This is a genomic window from Acinetobacter geminorum (genome assembly GCF_013009345.1).
GTDB classification, from domain to species: domain Bacteria; phylum Pseudomonadota; class Gammaproteobacteria; order Pseudomonadales; family Moraxellaceae; genus Acinetobacter; species Acinetobacter geminorum.
In genome coordinates this window covers 24,799-45,027 of record NZ_JABELE010000022.1, presented here as the reverse complement: position 1 = coordinate 45,027, position 20,229 = coordinate 24,799, and the positions used below count along the sequence as shown (strand labels likewise).

Genomic DNA, 20,229 nt, shown 5'->3' with positions numbered 1-20,229 from the left:
ACCCAGGTCTACGTTTTGCGATCCGTGAAGGTGGTCGTACTGTAGGTGCTGGTGTTGTTGCGAAAGTAACTGCATAATCACTTTCAGTGAAAAAAAGCGCTCTTTTTAGAGCGCTTTTTTTATACTTAAGCGCACAAAAGTGAATTGTCTAACAATCACTATAAAGGCTGGCCCTAACTGATATTTCAATGTCCTTATTTCCCCTTAATCCTTTTTATTAAATTTGTATGATAAGAATCAAGAAAACGAACAATAAAGTTTGAGTAACTAGGGTTACTTACTAAGGAGCTTTGGGTATGAATGCTAAAGTGAATATTACGAATCGTGCAGGCGCAAGCTTTCCAGTACGTCGTATGAATTTTGACTTTAATGATGTACCAGAATATTGGATGAATGGTTCTGCTGGACTCACACATTTTATGACTGCATTGTCAGCATTGTTTCCGGCTGGTGAGAAATTCTTTATAGATAGTGTACGAGCAGTACGTTATCACCCAGCGATTAAAGATGATGAAGCGCTCCAAAAAGAAATTAGTGCTTTCATTGGGCAAGAGGCAATGCATACTCAAGAGCATGTAAACTTCAATGCTTCTGCTCAAAAGTTTGGTCATGATGTAGAAACGTTAGAGAAATTTACCGATACGGCAATTCAAACAGCCATTAAAACCTTTGTAAAAATTGTCAAACCTTTCGGTATGACAAAAGAAATGGTTGACTTGACTGCTACAACGGCTCTTGAGCATTTTACCGCTACTATTGCGTCGCAATTATTGGTCAATAAGCACATTCAAGAGCTTATGACAGATGAGACAATGTCAACAATGTGGTATTGGCATGCGATTGAAGAAAATGAGCATAAAGCCGTAGCTTATGATGTGTACGAAGGTGTATTTGGTAAAGGTCTAAAAGCCTATGCGTTACGTACAAGTTCTTTAGTATTTGCTATGACTTTAATCTTTTTGATCCAGTCATCTTTTGTGCTTCGTTTATTAAAGCAAGACAACAAGTTGAATTTAGATGAACTATCAGTAATTTATAAATATGGATATAGCCCATCTAAAGGTATTATTAGTGGTATGGCTAAAGAAATGTTAGCTTACTTTAAACCTGGCTTTCATCCAAATGACCTAGATACTGTTGGGCTATTGAAAACATGGAAAGCAAAATTAGGTTTATAGTTTTAATTCATAATTTATAAAGGGCCGATAGTGGCCCTTTTTTTATTTTCTATAACTATTTTAAAGAGATCGTGGGGTAGATATTGCACCTTTATGTATCTATGAATGACCTCATCTGATATTTCTCTGTCCTCATCTGCACTTAATTGGCACATCGAAAGACGTATGATTATAAATATTAAGAAAATAAATAAAGTTATAAGTGAATTAGCTATTCACTTAAAAGGAGTCTGAGATGAATGCTAAGGTAAATATTTCCAATCGTGCTGGCGCTAGTTTCCCTGTGCGTCGTATGGATTTTGAATTTGCTCAGGTCCCACGCTATTGGGCAAATTATGATGCTGCATTAACACATTTTATGACAGCATTATCGGCCCTTTTTCCAGAGGGTGAGCAGTTCTTTGTAAACAGTACGCGTGCTGTTCGAAATGATCCAAAGCTTGCTGATCCAGATCTTCAAAAAGAAATTAGTGCTTTTATTGGTCAAGAAGCAATGCACTCCAAAGAGCATTTAGCATTTAATGCTTCGGCACAGGCTTATGGTTATGACGTGCGCCATATGGAAAAGCAAACAGGAAAAGTCATTAAGATGGGTACAGCTGTTGTAACCAAATTAATGAAACCTTTTGGCTATACCAAAGAAATGATTGATTTGACTGGAACCTGTGCTCTAGAGCATTTCACATCGACCATTGCAGCAGAACTTTTACAAAATCCTGAAATTCAGGCTATGTTCCAAGATGACACTATGTATCATTTGTGGATGTGGCATGCAGTTGAAGAAAATGAACATAAAGCTGTGGCATTTGATGTATATACAAGCATGTATGGACAAGGTCCGAAAGCTTATTTTATGCGTTCAACAGCTTTGATTATTGCAATGGCATTAATCTTCGCGACTCAGTCTTATTTTACTGCAAAGTTACTTAAGACTGATGATAAATTAACTTGGAAGGATACGAATTACATGCTTAAGTTCATGTATGGTCGTAAAGGTTTTATGACTCGTCAAATTCCAGAACTACTTGATTTTTTAAGACCAAAATTTCATCCAAATGATTCGGATACCACAGCATTGTTGGCAACGTGGCGTGAAAAATTAGGTCTTTAAAATTACTTTAAAAAAGGGCAATTCAATTGTCCTTTTTTTTGCTCGTTTTTTCTCAGGAAGTTTTTATAATACGCACTACTTTAGAATCTTCATTGCGTTGAGACTCATGATTCGTATTATGCAAAATACTGATGTTGATATTGTTGTTCAAATTGAAAAATCAGTTCAGACCCATCCGTGGTCAAGACAGCAATTTATTGAATCTTTGAATTCTTATCAATGCACAGTGATTGAGTCACAAGATAAAGTCGTTGGGTTTTGTATTTTACAGCCCGTTTTAGATGAGGCGAATTTATTGCTCATGGCAATTGATCCTAAAATGCAAGGTCAGGGTTTAGGATATGAGTTATTAAATGCATCAATTGAAAAATTAGAAAATCAGCCAGTACAAATCTTTTTAGAAGTTCGTGAAAGTAATAAAGCTGCTATCGGTTTATATGAAAAAACAGGCTTTCACCAAATTGACCTGCGCCGCAATTATTATCCTACCCAAGATGGTGGACGGGAACATGCGGTCATTATGGTAAAAACCTGTACAGATGATTTCGCATCTTTATTTAATGATTAAATTATTCCATTCAGAAGGTAACGTGGTCATAAGAGACGTACCTAGCTGTTGGATTTCCTCTGGTGATAATGACCGATTTAAACGGCGCCATTGTCCATCGAGTAGAAGTTCTAAAGGTGTATATTGCGATTTGTAGTTCATTTTGGCTGAGTGCGGTACCCAATAGCCTAAATAAAGATACTCTAAACCTAACGATTTAACATATTCAATTTGGTTAAGAATAGAGTAAACACCAAGTGATCTGCGGTGCTCATCGGGATCAAAAAACGTATAGACAGCCGATAGCCCATCATCCATTAAATCACAAGTAGAAACGCTAATGAGCCGATTGTCTTTCCAAAGCTCAAGAAAAAAACTATCTGTACAGCTATGTACTAAAAACTTTTCAAACTGATCTAAGCTCGGTGGAAACATATCACCATCAGCATGGCGTTCATTAATATATCGTTCGTATAAATCATAATGAATTTGGGCTGCTTGTCGCGTAGGCAGAACAGTCATGGTGAGATCTTGATTTCGTTTCCATGCTTTTTTTTGCATGCTGTTCATTTGGAAATCGGCCACTGGGACACGACAAGACAAACATTGTCTGCATAAATGGCATTCAGGGCGATAAACAAAGTCACCACTACGGCGAAAGCCTAAACGAGAAAGTTCTGAAAGAGTGACCACATCAATTCGGTGGATGGGATCTAAAAACACCATGCGTGCAGATTTATTTTCTAAGTAGCTGCAATCATGAGGTGGAGTAATATAATACTGCAGATCATTTAAAAGGGACTTCGGGTGATATGATTTCATGATTGGTCCCTCCTGTTATCATTCCATTAATTTTGCATCTAATGCTATTGTTTTACTTGAAAATACACGTTCTTGATACTTTTTCCAATTGATAGAGGGGTGAATAATTACATCTTGTAACGATTTTAAGTAGTCTTGACGAGAAAGTGTACTGGCTCCCAGACTAATTAAGTGACTGTTTACGAGTTGACAGTCTATCCATGGTAGCTGATTTTCTTGTCCTATGAGCATTAATGTATAAAAAGCCATTTTTGAAACATCGGTTTCATTGCTAAACATTGACTCACCAAAACATCCTTTGCCAATCGTAACACCATATAAACCTCCTACAAGCTCCTCTTGTTGCCATACTTCAACGCTATAACCATAACCAGCTTTAAACATCTCACAGTAGCCTTGAATAATATCTTCACTAATCCATGTTTCGTCTGCATAACTTCTTGGCAAAGAGCAAGAGCGAATAACTTGTTCAAAAGCATGGTTAACCGTAATTGCATAGTCATGTTTTTTCATGTTTCTAAGGAGTGACTTGCTTGGCTTGTAGTTTTGAGGGTAGATAACACAACGGGGTTCTGGACTCCACCAACAAATAGGCTCATCTTCATTAAACCAAGGAAAAAGACCATGGGTGTAAGCTTCAAATAGTGTAGAAGGGGAGAGGTCTGCCCCAATACAAATTAAACCATGCCCATCTGGGTCAGCTTCAATCGGGTCAGGAAAAATGAATTGAGAAAGTGGAAGTGTATTCATAAAAATAAAATAAGATGAGCTTTAAGGTTATGCTATAAAAATTAATATATGTCAGCTAGTCATTATTCTAAAAAAAACAGCCGTTATAAGAACGGCTGTTTTAAAACTCTAGAAATCTATTAATTAAAGATTATCTAGATATTTTTCAGCATCTAGAGCCGCCATACAGCCAGACCCGGCAGAAGTAATCGCTTGGCGGTAAATGCTATCTGCGACGTCCCCAGCAGCAAAAACACCAGCTACAGAAGTTGCTGTTGCATTACCAGATGTGCCACTTTGTACTTGGATGTAGCCATCACGTAAGTTTAATTGGCCTTCAAACATTCCAGTGTTTGGCTTGTGACCAATCGCAACGAACAGACCATGAACCTCTACGTCTTGCTTAGAGTCATCTTGAGTTGATTTAAGGCGAACACTAGTTACCCCAGTATTGTCACCCAATACTTCTTCAACTTCGTGATTCCAGATAATGCTGATTTTGCCTTCTTTTTCTTTGGCAAATAAATGATCTTGCAAAATCTTTTCAGAACGTAAAGTATCACGGCGGTGTACTAAAGTTACATGTGAAGCAATATTTGATAAATAAAGTGCTTCTTCAACAGCAGTGTTACCACCACCTACAACCATTACTTTTTGGTTTTTATAGAAGAAACCATCACATGTTGCACATGCGCTTACGCCTTGACCCATAAAGTTTTGTTCAGACTCTAGGCCAAGATATTGAGCTGTAGCACCAGTTGCAATAATTAAAGCGTCACATGTGTACTCTTCCATGTCACCTTTAAGAACGAAAGGACGTACATTTAAGTCCACTTCGTTAATATGGTCATAGACGAGTTCTGTACCAAAGCGTTCAGCATGTGCTTGCATACGATCCATTAATGCAGGACCTGTTAAACCTTCAGGATCGCCCGGCCAGTTGTCAACTTCGGTTGTTGTTGTAAGCTGCCCACCTAGTTGTAAACCTGCAATTAAAGTAGGTTTAAGGTTTGCACGTGCTGCATATACCGCTGCACTATAACCTGCAGGACCAGAACCGAGAATAATTAACCGAGAATGACGAGCACTCATTGAGGGTATCCTTATTTATATCGAGAATTTTGAAAATTATACGTGAATTTGCCGACCAATAGCGTTAAATCAATGTGGATAATATTGATCAGGTCAATCGAATTAAGTTATATAACAATATAGAAGTGCCTTATGTTAACAACAACTGTAAAGAATCATGCACCTTTTTTGTAAGAACAGGTGCATAATATAAAGTTCATTCGTTGAAGATCTAAAATGTAGCTCTTCACATCTCTAAACCAATAATTAAATGGGTTACAGGACAGTATATGACTGCGGTGTCAAGTGTTTATGCACAGCGCTTATTGATGACATTATTCTTGGTTTCTTTTGGTATTTATATGTTTCTGGCAACAGTAACATATACACCATTTGACCCGGGCTGGATGCATATTTCCAGTGATACTCAGCAAGTATCCAATGCAAGTGGTATTGCTGGCGCATGGATTGCAGATTTGCTGTTTGGTTTTTTAGGATGGGCAAGTTTGCTTATTCCAATTTTCCTTTTCATTGAAGCAATTCAGGTTTGGTGGCCACGTAGTTTCCTAAACCGCCCATTTCGTTATGCTGCACAATTCTTCTTAATTTTAGTTGTATCTAGCTTACTATATTTACACTGGAATGTGCCGGCAGATACTTTAGATAATGCAGCTGGGGGAATTATTGGTTATGAGTTAGGTCAAAGCCTATCTCAATTGTTAACAATTTACGGTGCAACCTTATTTTTACTGGTTTTCGGGGTCGTGTTGTTTACTCTTGCATTTGGGGTGCAATGGAGTAAAACATGGGTTACGCTCAAAGCTACACCAAGTTATTTACAAGATTTATTTTATAAGAACGTATCTCCGAATGAATCGGATTATGACTTAACAACTCAACCTGCCAACAAAGCAGCCGCGGTTAAAGTTGCTGACAATGTAGAAACGAATGCTAATGCTTCAGATGAGAAAGAAGCATCAGTTCAATCTGAATCAACTCAACCGCAATCTACCACAACGCGACATGATGCGGTTGCTGAGCGCTTATTTGCAGATGTGCTAGCGAAAGAGCAGAGCCGACCTGAACCTGTTGCAGATACACCAGTTGCAAATACTCAGAACTTTGAGCATACGCTTGAGCAGGCTCATAAACTTGAACGAGATAGCCAACGTTTAGTTGCAACTGGCGAAGTATGGCGTGCTTTACAGCGCGATGATGCGAGTCATAAGCAAGAAATTGATGCGCTTTTAAGAGCTGCTGATGATTCGACAGAAACAGAGCAAGTTCCTGCTCATGAGCAATTCCAGCAAACAATTTCTCAAGTAAATCAAAATCAGCCTTCATCTAAACAAGACTTGCATGGTCTTGATTGGAATGATGATGAGATCTTTGATGAGTTACTTGCTGCGGTTCCAAACAGTAAAACTGCAACAGATGTGCATACACCGTTTGTTCAAGATCACCATGTAGAAACCGAACAAACTTCGCAATCTGTTAATATTGCGAATGAAACATCTTCACCTACCTCTAATTTAAATCAGTCACCTAAAAATTTAGCAAATGAACAAGTCTTTGAAGATTTTGATGATTTATTAATAGATGAAGACATTGCTCCAGCAGAGCCTGTAAGAGCAAGTAGTTATGCGCAATCTTCAGCATTTGTAAAAGCTCCTATTCAAACGACTATTCAGGCTGACAAACTTTCAAAAGAAGAGTTTATTGAGGCTTGGCAGGAGACTGCTGGGAAACCGCAGGAAAATTCTGATTTTGATGAAGATGATTTCGATTTTGATGCGCCATTAACTGATGCATCAGGTCGACCAATGTCTCGTGCAATGCAAGTTGCCAAAAAGCGTTTGGATTTGCCAACGTTACCTGGTCTTGAACTACTCGATAAGGTCGATCCGAATAAGAAAGTCAACTTTACTGAAGAGCAGCTTTCTCGTTTGTCTGAGTTACTTGAAATTAAACTGCAAGAATTTAATGTTAAAGCTCAGGTGGTAGAGGCTCAACCAGGGCCAGTTGTTACTCGTTTTGAGTTAGATTTAGCACCGGGTGTTAAAGCGTCTAAGGTAACAAATATTTCACGTGACTTGGCACGTTCAATGTCGATGGCATCTGTACGTGTGGTGGAAGTCATTCCTGGTAAACCATACATTGGTATTGAAGTGCCAAACAGTGCCCGTGAAATGGTACGCTTGATTGAGTTATTGGAAACACCGACATATCGTGACCCAAGTGCATTAATTAGTATGGCGATGGGTAAAGATATTTCAGGTAATCCTGTACTCACTGATTTGGCGAAAGCACCGCATATGTTAGTTGCTGGTACGACAGGTTCTGGTAAATCGGTTGCAGTCAACTCGATGATTTTATCGATGTTGCTTAAATACACACCTGATCAATTACGTTTAATTTTAATTGATCCAAAACAGCTAGAACTTGCGAACTATAGTGATATTCCACATTTATTAACTCCAGTCGTTACTGACATGAAAGATGCGGTAAGTGCCTTGAACTGGTGTGTGAATGAAATGGAACGCCGTTATAAGCTTATGTCGTTCCTAAAAATTCGTAAATTAAGTGACTACAACCGTAAAGTTGAAGAAGCGATTGCGAATGGTGAAGACTTAATTGATCCGACTTGGAAGCCAAGTGATTCTGCGACACAAGAACGTGCACCTCGTTTAACGCCATTACCATCTATTGTCATTGTTGCGGACGAGTTCGCTGATATGATTATGCAAGTGGGTAAAAAAGCAGAAGAAATGATTACCCGTTTGGCGCAAAAATCTCGTGCTGCTGGTATTCACCTATTGCTTGCAACTCAACGCCCATCTGTTGATGTTATTACGGGTTTAATTAAAGCCAATATTCCAACGCGTGTAGCATTACGTGTAAACAGTAAAATTGACTCACGTACTATTTTGGATGCGGGTGGTGCAGAAGACTTGTTAGGTCATGGTGATATGCTGTTCTTAGGCCCTGGTAAAATTGAGCCAGAACGTGTGCATGGTGCTTTCATTAGTGATGATGAAGTAAACCGTATCTGTGATGCTTGGCGTGAGCGTGGTGAGCCTGATTATATTGATGAAATCTTGACTCCATTTGATGAAGAACCTGCATCACGTGGCTTTGAAGAGGGTGAGGGTGGTTCTGACCGAGATGCACTCTATGATCAATGTGTGTCGTTCGTATTAGAAACTCGAAAAGCGTCTACATCTTCGCTACAGCGTAAATTTAGCCTTGGTTATAACCGTGCTGCTCGTATTATTGATCAAATGGAAGAGAACGGCATTGTGAGCTCAATGGGCCCTAATGGTAAGCGGGATATTCTAGTTTAAGACAATATAATTTAAGCCTCTTCGGAGGCTTTTTTTAAACTTAAATAAAGTGAACCTGTTTATAAATGACTTAAAGATTTTATCGTCTAGTAAAAAATGCTAATGTATTTTCCCTAAACAAATAACAATGAATTAAATCAGGAGGAAGATATGTTATTAGCTCTGATTACTTTAGCCTTTATTCACTTTTGCGCACTTATCACTCCTGGGCCTGATTTTTTTCTTGTATCTCAAACCGCCATTAGTCGTTCTCGTAAAGACGCTATGCTGGTCGTTGCTGGTATAACGGCGGGTGTTATGTTTTGGGCGTGCTTGGCGCTGATGGGGCTAAATCTTATCTTTGAAAAAATGGCTTGGTTAAAGCAAGGGTTGCTTATTGCTGGTGGCTTATATCTATGTTGGTTGGGCTATCAGATGCTACGTTCAGCTTTTTCAAAAAATGAGCAAGAGAGCAATGTTGCTGTTGAGCTCCCTAAAGCACCTTACTTATTTTTTATAAAAGGTCTAATAACTAATCTATCAAATCCGAAAGCTGTTATTTATTTTGGTAGTGTTTTCTCTTTATTTTTAGCTAATCCTCAACTTGATCAAGTTCACTGGCTACTCTTTATTATTGTCACAATCGAGACAATTTTATGGTTCTGCTTTGTGACTTTTATTTTTTCATTACCAAGTTTTAGAGCAGCTTATCGTAATTTTTCAAAATGGATTGATGGTATTTCTGGCGGTATTTTTACCGTATTTGGTATTTTCCTGATTGGTAATCGATAAGTTTAGATAAGAAAAAAGCCTCTTTTAGAGGCTTTTTATTTTTAAGCAAACTTTGCTAGAACTTCTAAAAATGGTGCCGATTGACGCGGAAACTTAGCAATCACGTCATGAATGCGTTGGCCTTCAGGGTCTTTGGCATTAATATCGCGTCCATCCGCAATAAATTGCGTTAAAAGACGCTCATAGTCTGTTGGGCGCATATGTTTGAATGCATGGTAGAGCACATGAAAATCTGCATTCACGCCACTTGGAGGAAGTTGGTTGAGGTAGGCAAAAACACGCTCATCGGACCATTCTTCATTGAAAGTTGCTGGCTGTGATAATGCCATGACAATCTCCTCATTTTAAAAAAGGCAAAATAACTTGCGTTATTTTGCCTTGATTCTGATTTATTGAATAGTCAGAAATAGAATTATCGTTCTTCAGGTAAATTGATATTCATTTCTAACATTTCGATATTAGCTTCAGAGCGAACTTGCATTTGGATATGCTGTTCACCTACACCGCTAACATAACGACTAACCACTTGCATGATTTCTTTTTTCATCTGATCAATTTTGTCTTGGCTTAAACGGCGGCCTAAACCTTGTTCAGAAGCAACAATAACTTTCAAACGATCTTTGGCAGTTTGAGCACTTGATGGTTTTTCTTCGCTGCTAAATAATTTACTCCAGAATCCTGCCATATCTACGCTCCAAATAGTCGTGCTAACCAGCCTTTAGGTTGAGCTGTGATGTGTCGATAAGGACGGTCTTCGCCAAGGAAGCGTGCAACCAAATCATCATACCCCTGACCAGCTTTAGTTTCTGAATACAGAATAACTGGCTTACCTTCGTTTGATGCTTGTAATACACTTGGACATTCTGGAATAACACCTAATGTCGGTACGCGTAAAATATCTTTAGAAATATCATCAATTGTCAGCATTTCCTGACGGTCAGCACGTTCCGGGTTAAAACGTGTAATACATAAATGTTTACGTATACGCCCTTCGTTGTGTTCAACTTTCTTGGTTTTGCTATCTAACATACCAATAATACGGTCAGAGTCACGTACTGAAGAGATTTCAGGGTTTGTTACAATGATTGCTTCATCTGCATGATACATGGCTAAAATCGCGCCACGCTCGATCCCTGCAGGTGAGTCACAAATGATGTAATCAAATTCTTGAGATAGCTCATCAATAACACGAGCAACACCTTCGTCGCTCAACGCATCTTTATCACGTGTTTGTGAAGCCGGTAAAATATAAAGGTTTTCGATATCTTTATCGCGAATAAGGGCTTGCTGCAGACGTGCTTCGTTATTAATAACATTAACAAAATCATAAACAACACGACGCTCACAACCCATAATCAAATCAAGGTTACGTAAGCCTACATCAAAATCAATCACAACAGTTTTATGACCACGAAGGGCTAAACCTGTTGCAAAAGATGCGCTCGTTGTAGTTTTACCTACACCACCTTTGCCTGATGTTACGACAACAATTTTGGCCACCGAATCCACTCCTATTATGGTCATACACCCTTAAAAGGGCTGTTTTTTGGTGATTTGCTTAATAAATTAAAGTTCTAGAGCTTCAAATTCAAGCTCTTGCTTTTCATTTAAATAAATATGTACTGGTTTTTTTACCACATGTTTAGGGATATCATCTGCGACACAATACGTTCCGGCAATGGAAACGAGCTCAGCCTCTAAAGATTGGCAAAAAATGCGTGCAGCTGCGTGCCCGCCCGCACCAGCAATGACTCTACCACGAACTGTGCCATAAATATGTATATTTCCTGAAGCGATCACCTCGGAACCACTATTCATGCCAGCCTTTAAAATAATATCGCCGTTATCTTGTACAAGGGATTGGCCTGTACGCAAAATTTCATCATGATAAGAGGTAATATGAGCGACCGCTATCTTGTTTAGTGGTTTTTTTGTTTCTGCTGAAGACGAGGCAGGAGCTGTAGCAGGTTTTTCCACAATAGCCACTTGTTCAGCTGTCGCTTTAATGCGTTGTAATGGTTGATCTGCGGGTAAAACAGGGAATTGAATAGCGCGAGCCTCATCTCCTAAAATACCGTCGATTACCGCCATTGGTTGTAAACCTAAGCTCACCAGAAGTTGAATCAATGCAATTAACTCTTGCTCAACTGTACTGTCAATAATCACTAAAGTTCCTTGATAGGAACCTTCATTTAAAATATTTGATAATTGCTGGCGGATCACATCATGATCATTGGTATCGAAGGTTATCCTGCTAAAGTTAACCATTCTGCCGGTAATCCGTATATCAGCCATAAGTCTTCCTTCAAGGCGTTAAACGAGCTGTAATATCGTTAAGTTTATTGTAAATAGGGCAAATGCTAGAACAATTCGTGCCAATTCTCTAGCGTGATTCATAAAAAATTAAATAAATGCTTATTCTTTGATTCGATCATACTCCGCAAGGGTTTGTTGCCATTGTTTGACCTTGACTTGTTTACGTACAGACTCCAGTGTCTCGAACACGACAGATTCAACCAATTGCTCAAGCTGACGATTATTAATATTGATTTCACTTACTCTTTGAGAAATTAATTGATAAGTAGGGTTCGGACTATTTGGTGAGCCCTCAATTAAAGGTTCAATTAAACCTGCACTAATATTTTCACCTAATCTTTGACCAATGCTTTGAATTTGCTGTTCAATGCGGCCCCCGACTAAAGGAATTAAGCGTAATAATTGAGTTAGCTCAGGCGTATCAATAATGGCTTGATCTACAATTTTGCCCACACCTTTTGTAATGGCAGGCTTTTGTTCTTTTAAAGCGGTGGCTAAAGATTCTTGTAATAATGCGGTTAGAGCGACAGTAAATTGCTCACGATGATGATTAACCAAATCATGAATAATCTGTTTATGACTAGAACTGGTTTCAAGTTCATATCTAATACCATCAATCACGGTAATTACAACGCGGTCAGATAATTCTTCCATTACGACACGATAATAAAATAGCCCAGTTTTCCGCCAGCTTCCCGGAACAACTGGATAGCCCAACTCATGTAAACGGTAAGCAATAATCCCAGCGCGGAATAAACGTAAAAAACGGAGCTGAGGAATAATAGCTAAAATTTCATACCAGTGAATAAAAGGAAAAAAGAACCAACGCTTATGGTGTTTGTTGATGATCGCAATAGCCCAGCGTACAAGCAGCTCAATAATTAAAAAACCAATAAACCAAGCTTCTGATGTAATCACCCACGGATGTAGTGAAGTACGATAAAAGCTGAGTACTTGGGGCAAGTGAATATGTTCGAAGAACCATGCCCCAATACTGCTCATTAAAAAGAAATTAGTCGCAAGACAGAACAAGTTAAAAATGATAATAAACACCATGAAAATGTCGTAGACCAAAAACAGCTTAAATGAAAGGCTGTTTGGGTCTACATGATGGTATTTCGTTTTTTTCCCAGAACTGTTTTGCATAATAACGGGTGCTTTCTTAAATATTTGCAGTGGTATATTGAGATTTCATTTGCTCAATAAGTTGATCTTTTTCGGTCCAAATGTCATGAACCCATTGCTGAAAACGTTCACGATAAGCCGCATCATCTTCATAATTGCCGCCAAGCACCCACTCTGGAATTTCAATTTTACGTAAGTTAACCGCAATTTTTGAAACATCTCCGAGCCAGAAATCACTATATCCCGGTACACCATCAGGATAGACGATAGTCATATCAACTAGGGCATCGATTTTGTCACCCAAGATATTTAATGCAAGTGCTAAGCCACCTGCTTTGGGTTTTAGCAAATGCTTATAAGGTGATTTTTGCTGATCATGTTTTTCTTGAGTAAAACGAGTCCCTTCCAGATAATTTAATAATGTGAAGGGCTGACTTAAAAGCTGCTCACAGGCTTTACGCGCTTCCATCATGTCACGGTCTTTAAGTTCAGGATTCTTCGCGATCTGTTCTTTGGTGTGACGTTTCATCATTGGGAAGCCTAAAATCTTAAATGCTTGACCAACAAAAGGAATAAAGATGAGTTCCCATTTAGTAAAGAAACGGGTGAGTGGCATACGTGTTAAACCAAAATATTGATTTACAGTCGTGTCTACCCAACTTTGGTGATTACAAGTCATTAGATAACGACCTTGCATATTCAGATCAAGTCCTTCATCAATGGTAATGTCCCATTTTAGATTAGGAAGAACATGGTCAATTAGCCAATTATTTACCCCTAACCAGCTATTTGTAATTTGAATATTAGTTTCATCTATTTTTGATGATTTCTTTAAAAGCTTGGTCAGACCTAATGCAAGAACAGGGGGACCATGAAAAAAAGTACTTCCTGTAATGACTGTACCTACAGTGAGTCCACGTGTAATTTTTTTTAGCGCAGATTGTTTATTGGGTGCAGTTGGCATATAAATGACCCCGAATGTCTCAAATCCATAGAAAAGTTGTTCAACTATAACTGTCATAATATGAAATACAACGATATCTTAGACAACAATGAAGAAATTGTGATGAGGTTGCATCTTAAAGTGCATCAAAATATTACAAAAAAGTAACTAAACTGTTTATTATTAACAAAATATCAATGTTTTATACTTCCTTTTTGTTTCATTATTCATTCAGACAACAAAACACACAAAGTGAGGAGGCATGCAATGCGTGCATTAGTTATTTCAACAGTGGTAGGGGCAGCAGTAGTACTTTCTGGTTGTCAAACAACTGGTAATAATCTTGGTGGCGTTGAATACGATAAAGCCGCATTAGGTACTTTAATTGGTGCAGCAGCTGGTTATGGTATTTCTAAATCAAATGCAAACTCTAGCCGTCAAAACAACCGTGCTGCGGCAATTGGTGCAGTTCTTGGTGCTGCTGGTGGTGTATATCTTGACCAGAAAGAGAAAAAATTACGTCAACAAATGGCGGGTACTGGTGTAGACGTTGGCCGTAACCCAGATGGTTCTGTTCAATTGATCATGCCTGGTAGCATTACTTTCGATACAAACAAATCAAATATCAAGCCAAACTTCTACGCAACTTTAAACAAAGTGGCTCAAACTTTGGCTGAAGATAACAAGAGTGCAATTCTTGTAACTGGTTATACTGATAACACTGGTAATGATTCAATTAACATTCCATTATCACAAGCACGCGCTCAATCAGTACGTAGTTATTTAGCGAGCCAAGGCGTATCTGCTAGCCGTATCGACGCGCAAGGTTATGGTTCATCTAACCCGATCGCAGATAACTCAACTGCATCTGGCCGTGAACAAAACCGTCGTGTAGAAATCAGCATTTATGCAAAACAATAAGATCTAGTTGATTGTTTCAAAAACCACCTTCGGGTGGTTTTTTTATGGATGCAGTACAAGAAATAATCACGACATTCTGCGGCGCATAAATTGCATTATTAGACATCATTTATACATATCCGTAGATTTACTATTGGGATTCTAAAAAAGAGATGACTATAATCATGCTCGAAAAATTAAGAGGTAATACACGATGTCATCTGCCAGTCAATTGAACAACAAGCAAGAAGAAGCCATGAAATATACTCAGGGCCCTTTATTGGTGCTTGCTGGCGCTGGTTCAGGTAAAACATCGGTAATTACGCGTAAAATTGCTTATTTGGTGCAGCATTGCCGTATTCCAGCGCATCGTATAACCGCGATGACCTTCACAAACAAAGCTGCACGTGAAATGAAAGAACGTGTGACCAAGCTTCTGTCACGTGAAGAAGCAAAAGGTCTATCCGTCTCGACCTTCCATACTTTTGGTTTAAACCTTTTACGTTTAGAACTTAAAAATTTACCTTTAAAAGCTAATTTTTCGATTTTAGATGCAGATGACTGTAAACGTATTTTGATGGATCTCATGCATCGTGACAATTTATCGGGTGCAGAGAGTAAAGAATTAATTGCTAAAGCAATGAAGAAAATTTCAGATTGGAAAAACGATCTGATTTTGCCGGAACAAGCACATTCGACTTGTGAAACACCGGAAGATGTCCAGTTTGCTCATCTTTATCAACTTTATGAACGTAATTTACGTGCCTACAATGCTGTCGATTTTGATGACTTGATTGTTATGCCAACACGTTTATTGCAAGAAAATGCAGAAGTACGTGACAAGTGGCAAAACCGCGTTCGCTATTTATTGGTTGATGAATATCAAGATACCAATACGGCCCAATATATTTTGGTCAAACTATTAGTTGGTGTAATGGGGCAGTTCACCGCGGTAGGTGATGATGACCAGTCGATTTACGCATGGCGTGGTGCTAAGCCTGAAAACATGGCATTGCTTAAACAAGACTTCCCAAATCTACATATTATTAAGCTTGAACAAAATTACCGTTCGACCAGCCGTATTTTAAAAGCTGCGAACTGTGTGATTCAAAATAATCCACATATTTTTGACAAGAAATTGTGGAGTGATAAAGGGCATGGGGAAGTCATCCGAATCATCACATGTCGTAATGATGATGATGAAGCAGAACGCGTGGTAAAAGACTTACTGACTCATAAGCTAATGAACGGTAAGAACTGGAAAGATTATGCCGTTTTGTATCGCGGAAACTTTCAGGCACGTGTATTAGAAACCCAACTTCGCCAAATGCAAATTCCGTATAAACTCTCTGGCGGTACATCGTTCTTCGCGCGTGCAGAAATTAAAGATGTAATGAGTTATTTGCGTCTTATTATTAATCCAGAAGATGACAGTGCTTTCTTACGTATTATTAATACACCTAAACGTGCGATTGGCCCAGTTACTCTAGAAAAATTAGGTTTATTTTCACAAGAGAATAATTTGTCTTTACTCGGTGCTTCTGCTGACCAGCGTTTAAGTATGGTGCTGCCTAAAAAGGCGGAAACACAGCTTCATGAATTTGCCGATTTTATCGCGACATTTACTCGTGAATTGTTGGAAGATGATGAGCCTGTGCCTAAAGTCCGTCAAATGATGAATGAAGCAGGTTATATGGATTATGTTCGAGAACAGTCAGCAACACCTGCACAAGAGAAAAGTAAGCTCGATAACATCGAGAACTTATTTACCAGTATTCAAAATCTGATTAATCGTGCTGAAGATGTTGATGAAAAGAATATTGAAAGTGTTATCCGAAAACTAGTTTTGCTCGATCTGTTAGAACAGCAGCAGGAAGAAGAAGATACAGACAAAGTTAACCTTCTTACTTTGCATGCAGCAAAAGGTCTGGAATTCCCATATGTGTACATTATGGGACTTGAAGAAGAACTATTGCCTCACAAGAACTCGATTGCAGCAGAAACCATTGAGGAAGAGCGCCGTCTCATGTATGTGGGAATTACACGTGCACGCCAAGGTTTAACGTTAACTTTAGCGGAACAGCGCAAAAATGGCGGACAGATGAAACAAATGACGCCTAGCCGTTTCCTTGATGAGCTTCCACAAGATGAGCTCGAGTGGTTAGGGCGTAAAAAGAAAATTGCGGCTAATGTTGACCCTAAAGAACAGGCTCAACAATATCTGGCAAATTTAAAAGCTTTATTAAAGCGTTAATTTTTTTAATTTTTAGGAAATCCCATGAAAGTTCAAGTGAAATTGCTCGATCCGCGTTTAGGTAAAGAATGGCCTTTACCTTCATATGCAACAGCAGGTTCAGCGGGTTTAGATTTACGTGCCTGTTTAGATGAAGCAATTGATATTGAACCAGGACAAACTGTTTTAGTTAAAACAGGTATGGCAATTTATATTCATGATGTAAATTTTGCTGGTTTAATTTTACCGCGTTCAGGTTTAGGTCATAAACACGGGATCGTGCTTGGCAACTTAGTTGGTTTGATTGATTCGGATTACCAAGGTGAATTGATGGTTTCCGTTTGGAATCGTGGTCAAACTACATTCCGTTTAGAACCAGGTGAGCGCTTGGCACAGTACGTTTTAGTGCCAGTCGTACAAGCTGAATTTGAGCAAGTAGAAGAATTTGAAGAAACTTTACGTGGTGCTGGTGGCTTTGGTCATACAGGTAAACAGTAAGTTTTTCTAAAATATTAACGAAAATCAAACGCCTGTTGAACAGGCGTTTCTTTTTATATCTTGAATGTTACAATGGATTATATTACAACACGCTTTACTCATATTCTTTTAACTTTTTTAGCAAACAAACCTTTCAAAAATTTTGAATAATCTATGTTTTTGCGATAGATCGAATTGATCTTTAAATAGAAGATACGCTATGAATGTAAGACACTCATTTCCAAAAAGTATTTTTCGTGCTTACGATATTAGAGGCAAACTTTCTTACTTAACCACGGACGTTGTCCGTTCAATTGCCTACGGATTGGCACAACAATACAAACAAGCAAAGCAAACTCAATTAGTGATTGGCTATGATGCCCGTCTCACAAGCCCAGCCTATGCACACTTAATTGAAGAAATTTTAATAGAACAAGGTTTAAAAGTGACTAATATTGGTTGCTGTTCATCACCAATGATGTACTACATTGCACGAGATTTTGGTGGCAATGGCATTATGGTGACAGCAAGCCATAACCCAAAATCTGATAATGGTATTAAGTGGATTTTAAAAGGCGAACCGCCGTCTCCGGAAATGATTCAACAGGTGGGTGAAGAAGCCCAAACTTATGTACCAAGCCATTCAATTTCTGTACTTGAGTTAACCTTACCGCAATTTAAGGCTGAATTTTGCCAGCAATACCAACAAGCCATTTTTAAAGATATTCAGTTAAAACGTCCTTTAAAAGTTGTTTTAGATGGTTTGCATGGTTCAGCTGGGCATTGTTCAAAACTAATCTTAGAAAAAATGGGGTGTGAAGTCATTGCTTTACGCACTAATCCAAATGGAGAGTTTCCAGATCACGCACCAGATCCATCACATGCAGCTCATTTAATTAGCTTGCGAAAAGCCGTGGTCGAGCAGCAGGCTGATATTGGTATTGCTTTGGATGGTGATGGAGACCGTGTTGTTTTAGTTGATGAAAAAGCACAGATATTGACCGCAGACCGCTTATTATCGCTTTTTGCCCAAATGTGCCTTGAGCAGCACCCAGAGCAAGAAATTGTTTTTGATGTGAAATGTTCGCGTATGGTGCAAGAGACCGTCGAGAAACTCGGCGGAAAAGCAAAAATGATCCGCACGGGAAGTAGTTTCCTAAGGGCTTATTTATCTCAGTCGAATGGGCGTGCCATTTTTGGTGGAGAATATGCAGGTCATTATGTGTTTAATGATGGCCGTGGTTTTGGCTACGACGATGGTTTGTATGCTGCATTACGTGTAATGGAGTATTTTACCCAATCTAATGCCGCTACAATTTCTGAGTTATTTGCCCCATATCCAGAAAGATGTTGTACAGAGGATACTTATATTGGTACGTATCAGTCTGATCCAAAGTATGTATTACAAGATATTGAGATTTTAAGTCATCGCTTAGGGGCGCGTATTAGTAAAATTGATGGCGTACGTCTTGATTTTGATGATGGTTTTGGCATTATTCGAGCATCAAATACTGGTGAATACTTTACAGTACGATTTGATGCAGATAATCCTTTACGATTAAAGGAAATCCAGCAAAAATTTGTGGATATGTTACAAGAACACTATCCGCAAATTGCACAAGAACTTTCAGAGGCCTAAGTAAGGAGAGGCGTAATGCCACAACATCAGCATATCGGTGTCGACAAAGCAAAAATCTTGATTGAAGCTTTGCCGTATATTCAACGCTTTACTGGTAAAACGCTGGTGGTGAAATACGGTGGCAACGCAATGACTGATCCGGAGCTTGAAAGTTCATTTGCCCGAGACATCGTTTTACTTAAAACTGTAGGATTAAATCCGATTGTTGTTCACGGTGGTGGGCCACAAGTGGACTCATTCTTAAAGCAGTTAGGCCGTGAATCTGACCGTATTGACGGTATGCGTGTAACTGATGCTGCAACCATGGAAGTGGTTGAAATGGTGTTGGGCGGTAGCGTGAATAAATCAATCGTTAATCTGATTAATAAACACGGTGGACGTGCGATTGGTTTAACAGGTAAAGACGGTAATTTACTTCGTGCCCGCAAATTGCTCATGGAAAAGCAAGAAGAAGATGGTTCTATCAAACATATCGACTTGGGTATGGTTGGTGAAGTGACTGGCGTTAAAACAGATGTATTGGAAATGTTCACCCAAAGTGACTTTATTCCAGTTATTGCACCGCTAGGTGTAGATGAAGAAGGCAATACTTATAATATTAATGCTGACTTAGTTGCAGGTAAGGTTGCAGAAGCATTAGGTGCTGAGAAATTAATTTTGCTCACCAATATTAGCGGTGTGCTTGATGAAAATAAAAATCTGTTAACTGGCCTTACGACACAAGAAGTTGATCGCCTCATTGAAACAGGTGTGATCTATGGCGGCATGATTCCTAAGGTAGGCTGTGCACTTGATGCTGTTAAAGGCGGCGTTGTGAGTGCGCATATTGTTGATGGTCGCGTGCCACATGCCACATTGCTTGAAATCTTCACTGATCACGGTGTTGGAACGCTGATTTCTAATCGTACTAAAACAGCTTAAGAAATCCGTTATTCTTAATAAAAAGATCACCCTAGGTGGTCTTTTTTTATACTATCTTAATTTGGTCATTTTTTTGTCATGAGCTTTGAATAGTGTAGGGGG

Annotated in this window: 20 protein-coding genes; 11 read left to right on the top strand and 9 right to left on the bottom strand. The window is 38.8% G+C overall.

What is annotated here, in order from left to right:
* The 4 genes from HJG58_RS16915 to rimI form a co-directional block, all read left to right on the top strand.
* On the top strand, positions 1 to 77 hold a 77-nt coding region (locus HJG58_RS16915; RefSeq protein WP_445585612.1), incomplete at its 5' end, for an EF-Tu C-terminal domain-related protein.
* Positions 78 to 296: 219 nt separating this feature from the next.
* Positions 297 to 1,178 carry a metal-dependent hydrolase gene (locus HJG58_RS16910; protein ID WP_078220282.1) on the top strand — a complete coding sequence of 294 codons (882 nt, stop codon included), beginning with the start codon at positions 297 to 299 and terminating at the stop codon, positions 1,176 to 1,178.
* Between the two features lie 235 nt (positions 1,179 to 1,413).
* Complete coding sequence (locus tag HJG58_RS16905) at positions 1,414 to 2,289, top strand: metal-dependent hydrolase (protein ID WP_170249663.1); 876 nt, start codon at positions 1,414 to 1,416, stop codon at positions 2,287 to 2,289.
* A 106-nt stretch (positions 2,290 to 2,395) separates the two neighbouring features.
* Entirely contained in the window at positions 2,396 to 2,857 is a 462-nt protein-coding gene (gene rimI / locus HJG58_RS16900; RefSeq protein ID WP_170249662.1) for a ribosomal protein S18-alanine N-acetyltransferase, read from the top strand.
* Here the strand turns inward: rimI and HJG58_RS16895 are convergent.
* The 3 genes from HJG58_RS16895 to trxB form a co-directional block, all read right to left on the bottom strand.
* Positions 2,843 to 3,658, bottom strand: coding sequence for an arginyltransferase (locus tag HJG58_RS16895; protein ID WP_004703325.1), 816 nt, complete (start codon positions 3,656 to 3,658; stop codon positions 2,843 to 2,845). The two genes, rimI and HJG58_RS16895, sit on opposite strands and share 15 nt — an antisense overlap.
* An 18-nt stretch (positions 3,659 to 3,676) precedes the next feature.
* Positions 3,677 to 4,408: a leucyl/phenylalanyl-tRNA--protein transferase gene (gene aat, locus HJG58_RS16890; protein WP_014205972.1), complete on the bottom strand. Its 732-nt coding sequence runs from the start codon at positions 4,406 to 4,408 to the stop codon at positions 3,677 to 3,679.
* 123 nt (positions 4,409 to 4,531) lie between these two features.
* The gene (gene trxB / locus HJG58_RS16885; RefSeq protein WP_002121722.1) at positions 4,532 to 5,479 is read right to left on the bottom strand and encodes a thioredoxin-disulfide reductase; all 948 of its coding nucleotides are present in this window, start codon (positions 5,477 to 5,479) and stop codon (positions 4,532 to 4,534) included.
* A gap of 269 nt (positions 5,480 to 5,748) precedes the next feature.
* Here trxB and HJG58_RS16880 point away from each other — a divergent pair, with 269 nt between their 5' ends.
* Together HJG58_RS16880 and rhtC are read left to right on the top strand one after the other, a co-directional pair.
* Complete coding sequence (locus tag HJG58_RS16880) at positions 5,749 to 8,802, top strand: DNA translocase FtsK (RefSeq protein ID WP_170249661.1); 3,054 nt, start codon at positions 5,749 to 5,751, stop codon at positions 8,800 to 8,802.
* Between the two features lie 150 nt (positions 8,803 to 8,952).
* Positions 8,953 to 9,573, top strand: a complete 621-nt coding sequence (gene rhtC, locus HJG58_RS16875) for a threonine export protein RhtC (RefSeq protein WP_170249660.1) — start codon at positions 8,953 to 8,955, stop codon at positions 9,571 to 9,573.
* A 41-nt stretch (positions 9,574 to 9,614) separates the two neighbouring features.
* On the opposite strand, the gene HJG58_RS16870 is transcribed toward rhtC, so the two are convergent.
* From HJG58_RS16870 to HJG58_RS16845, 6 genes are all read right to left on the bottom strand, one after another.
* Entirely contained in the window at positions 9,615 to 9,902 is a 288-nt protein-coding gene (locus HJG58_RS16870; protein WP_002121755.1) for a PA4642 family protein, read from the bottom strand.
* An 83-nt stretch (positions 9,903 to 9,985) separates the two neighbouring features.
* Positions 9,986 to 10,258: a cell division topological specificity factor MinE gene (gene minE / locus HJG58_RS16865; protein WP_000896934.1), complete on the bottom strand. Its 273-nt coding sequence runs from the start codon at positions 10,256 to 10,258 to the stop codon at positions 9,986 to 9,988.
* Between the two features lie 2 nt (positions 10,259 to 10,260).
* The gene (minD, locus tag HJG58_RS16860) at positions 10,261 to 11,073 is read right to left on the bottom strand and encodes a septum site-determining protein MinD (RefSeq protein ID WP_002121719.1); all 813 of its coding nucleotides are present in this window, start codon (positions 11,071 to 11,073) and stop codon (positions 10,261 to 10,263) included.
* Positions 11,074 to 11,139: 66 nt separating this feature from the next.
* A complete protein-coding gene (gene minC / locus HJG58_RS16855) occupies positions 11,140 to 11,868 on the bottom strand; it encodes a septum site-determining protein MinC (protein ID WP_005075304.1) in 729 nt (242 codons plus the stop codon).
* Between the two features lie 120 nt (positions 11,869 to 11,988).
* Complete coding sequence (locus tag HJG58_RS16850; RefSeq protein ID WP_170249659.1) at positions 11,989 to 13,035, bottom strand: preprotein translocase subunit SecA; 1,047 nt, start codon at positions 13,033 to 13,035, stop codon at positions 11,989 to 11,991.
* A 16-nt stretch (positions 13,036 to 13,051) separates the two neighbouring features.
* The gene (locus tag HJG58_RS16845) at positions 13,052 to 13,978 is read right to left on the bottom strand and encodes an acyltransferase (RefSeq protein ID WP_069035915.1); all 927 of its coding nucleotides are present in this window, start codon (positions 13,976 to 13,978) and stop codon (positions 13,052 to 13,054) included.
* Positions 13,979 to 14,224: 246 nt separating this feature from the next.
* On the opposite strand from HJG58_RS16845, the gene HJG58_RS16840 reads away from it, so the two are divergent.
* The 5 genes from HJG58_RS16840 (at position 14,225) to argB (ending at position 20,127) form a co-directional block, all read left to right on the top strand.
* Positions 14,225 to 14,878 carry a YiaD family glycine zipper/OmpA-like lipoprotein gene (locus tag HJG58_RS16840; protein ID WP_005070886.1) on the top strand — a complete coding sequence of 218 codons (654 nt, stop codon included), beginning with the start codon at positions 14,225 to 14,227 and terminating at the stop codon, positions 14,876 to 14,878.
* Positions 14,879 to 15,071: 193 nt separating this feature from the next.
* Complete coding sequence (locus HJG58_RS16835; RefSeq protein WP_005070868.1) at positions 15,072 to 17,111, top strand: UvrD-helicase domain-containing protein; 2,040 nt, start codon at positions 15,072 to 15,074, stop codon at positions 17,109 to 17,111.
* A 24-nt stretch (positions 17,112 to 17,135) separates the two neighbouring features.
* Entirely contained in the window at positions 17,136 to 17,588 is a 453-nt protein-coding gene (dut, locus tag HJG58_RS16830) for a dUTP diphosphatase (protein WP_002121799.1), read from the top strand.
* A gap of 199 nt (positions 17,589 to 17,787) precedes the next feature.
* Entirely contained in the window at positions 17,788 to 19,206 is a 1,419-nt protein-coding gene (locus HJG58_RS16825; RefSeq protein ID WP_086400215.1) for a phosphomannomutase/phosphoglucomutase, read from the top strand.
* A gap of 15 nt (positions 19,207 to 19,221) precedes the next feature.
* Positions 19,222 to 20,127 carry an acetylglutamate kinase gene (gene argB, locus HJG58_RS16820; protein ID WP_002121716.1) on the top strand — a complete coding sequence of 302 codons (906 nt, stop codon included), beginning with the start codon at positions 19,222 to 19,224 and terminating at the stop codon, positions 20,125 to 20,127.
* Positions 20,128 to 20,229 lie beyond the last annotated feature (102 nt).

Coding starts and splice junctions, on each gene's coding strand:
- HJG58_RS16880 (WP_170249661.1), top strand. CDS start 5,749: ATGACTGCGGTGTCAAGTGTTTATGCACAGCGCTTATTGATGACATTA.
- HJG58_RS16835 (WP_005070868.1), top strand. CDS start 15,072: ATGTCATCTGCCAGTCAATTGAACAACAAGCAAGAAGAAGCCATGAAA.
- rimI (WP_170249662.1), top strand. CDS start 2,396: ATGATTCGTATTATGCAAAATACTGATGTTGATATTGTTGTTCAAATT.
- minE (WP_000896934.1), bottom strand. CDS start 10,258: ATGGCAGGATTCTGGAGTAAATTATTTAGCAGCGAAGAAAAACCATCA.
- HJG58_RS16895 (WP_004703325.1), bottom strand. CDS start 3,658: ATGAAATCATATCACCCGAAGTCCCTTTTAAATGATCTGCAGTATTAT.
- HJG58_RS16905 (WP_170249663.1), top strand. CDS start 1,414: ATGAATGCTAAGGTAAATATTTCCAATCGTGCTGGCGCTAGTTTCCCT.
- minC (WP_005075304.1), bottom strand. CDS start 11,868: ATGGCTGATATACGGATTACCGGCAGAATGGTTAACTTTAGCAGGATA.
- trxB (WP_002121722.1), bottom strand. CDS start 5,479: ATGAGTGCTCGTCATTCTCGGTTAATTATTCTCGGTTCTGGTCCTGCA.
- argB (WP_002121716.1), top strand. CDS start 19,222: ATGCCACAACATCAGCATATCGGTGTCGACAAAGCAAAAATCTTGATT.
- rhtC (WP_170249660.1), top strand. CDS start 8,953: ATGTTATTAGCTCTGATTACTTTAGCCTTTATTCACTTTTGCGCACTT.
- aat (WP_014205972.1), bottom strand. CDS start 4,408: ATGAATACACTTCCACTTTCTCAATTCATTTTTCCTGACCCGATTGAA.
- HJG58_RS16850 (WP_170249659.1), bottom strand. CDS start 13,035: ATGCAAAACAGTTCTGGGAAAAAAACGAAATACCATCATGTAGACCCA.
- dut (WP_002121799.1), top strand. CDS start 17,136: ATGAAAGTTCAAGTGAAATTGCTCGATCCGCGTTTAGGTAAAGAATGG.
- HJG58_RS16870 (WP_002121755.1), bottom strand. CDS start 9,902: ATGGCATTATCACAGCCAGCAACTTTCAATGAAGAATGGTCCGATGAG.
- HJG58_RS16910 (WP_078220282.1), top strand. CDS start 297: ATGAATGCTAAAGTGAATATTACGAATCGTGCAGGCGCAAGCTTTCCA.
- HJG58_RS16840 (WP_005070886.1), top strand. CDS start 14,225: ATGCGTGCATTAGTTATTTCAACAGTGGTAGGGGCAGCAGTAGTACTT.
- HJG58_RS16825 (WP_086400215.1), top strand. CDS start 17,788: ATGAATGTAAGACACTCATTTCCAAAAAGTATTTTTCGTGCTTACGAT.
- HJG58_RS16845 (WP_069035915.1), bottom strand. CDS start 13,978: ATGCCAACTGCACCCAATAAACAATCTGCGCTAAAAAAAATTACACGT.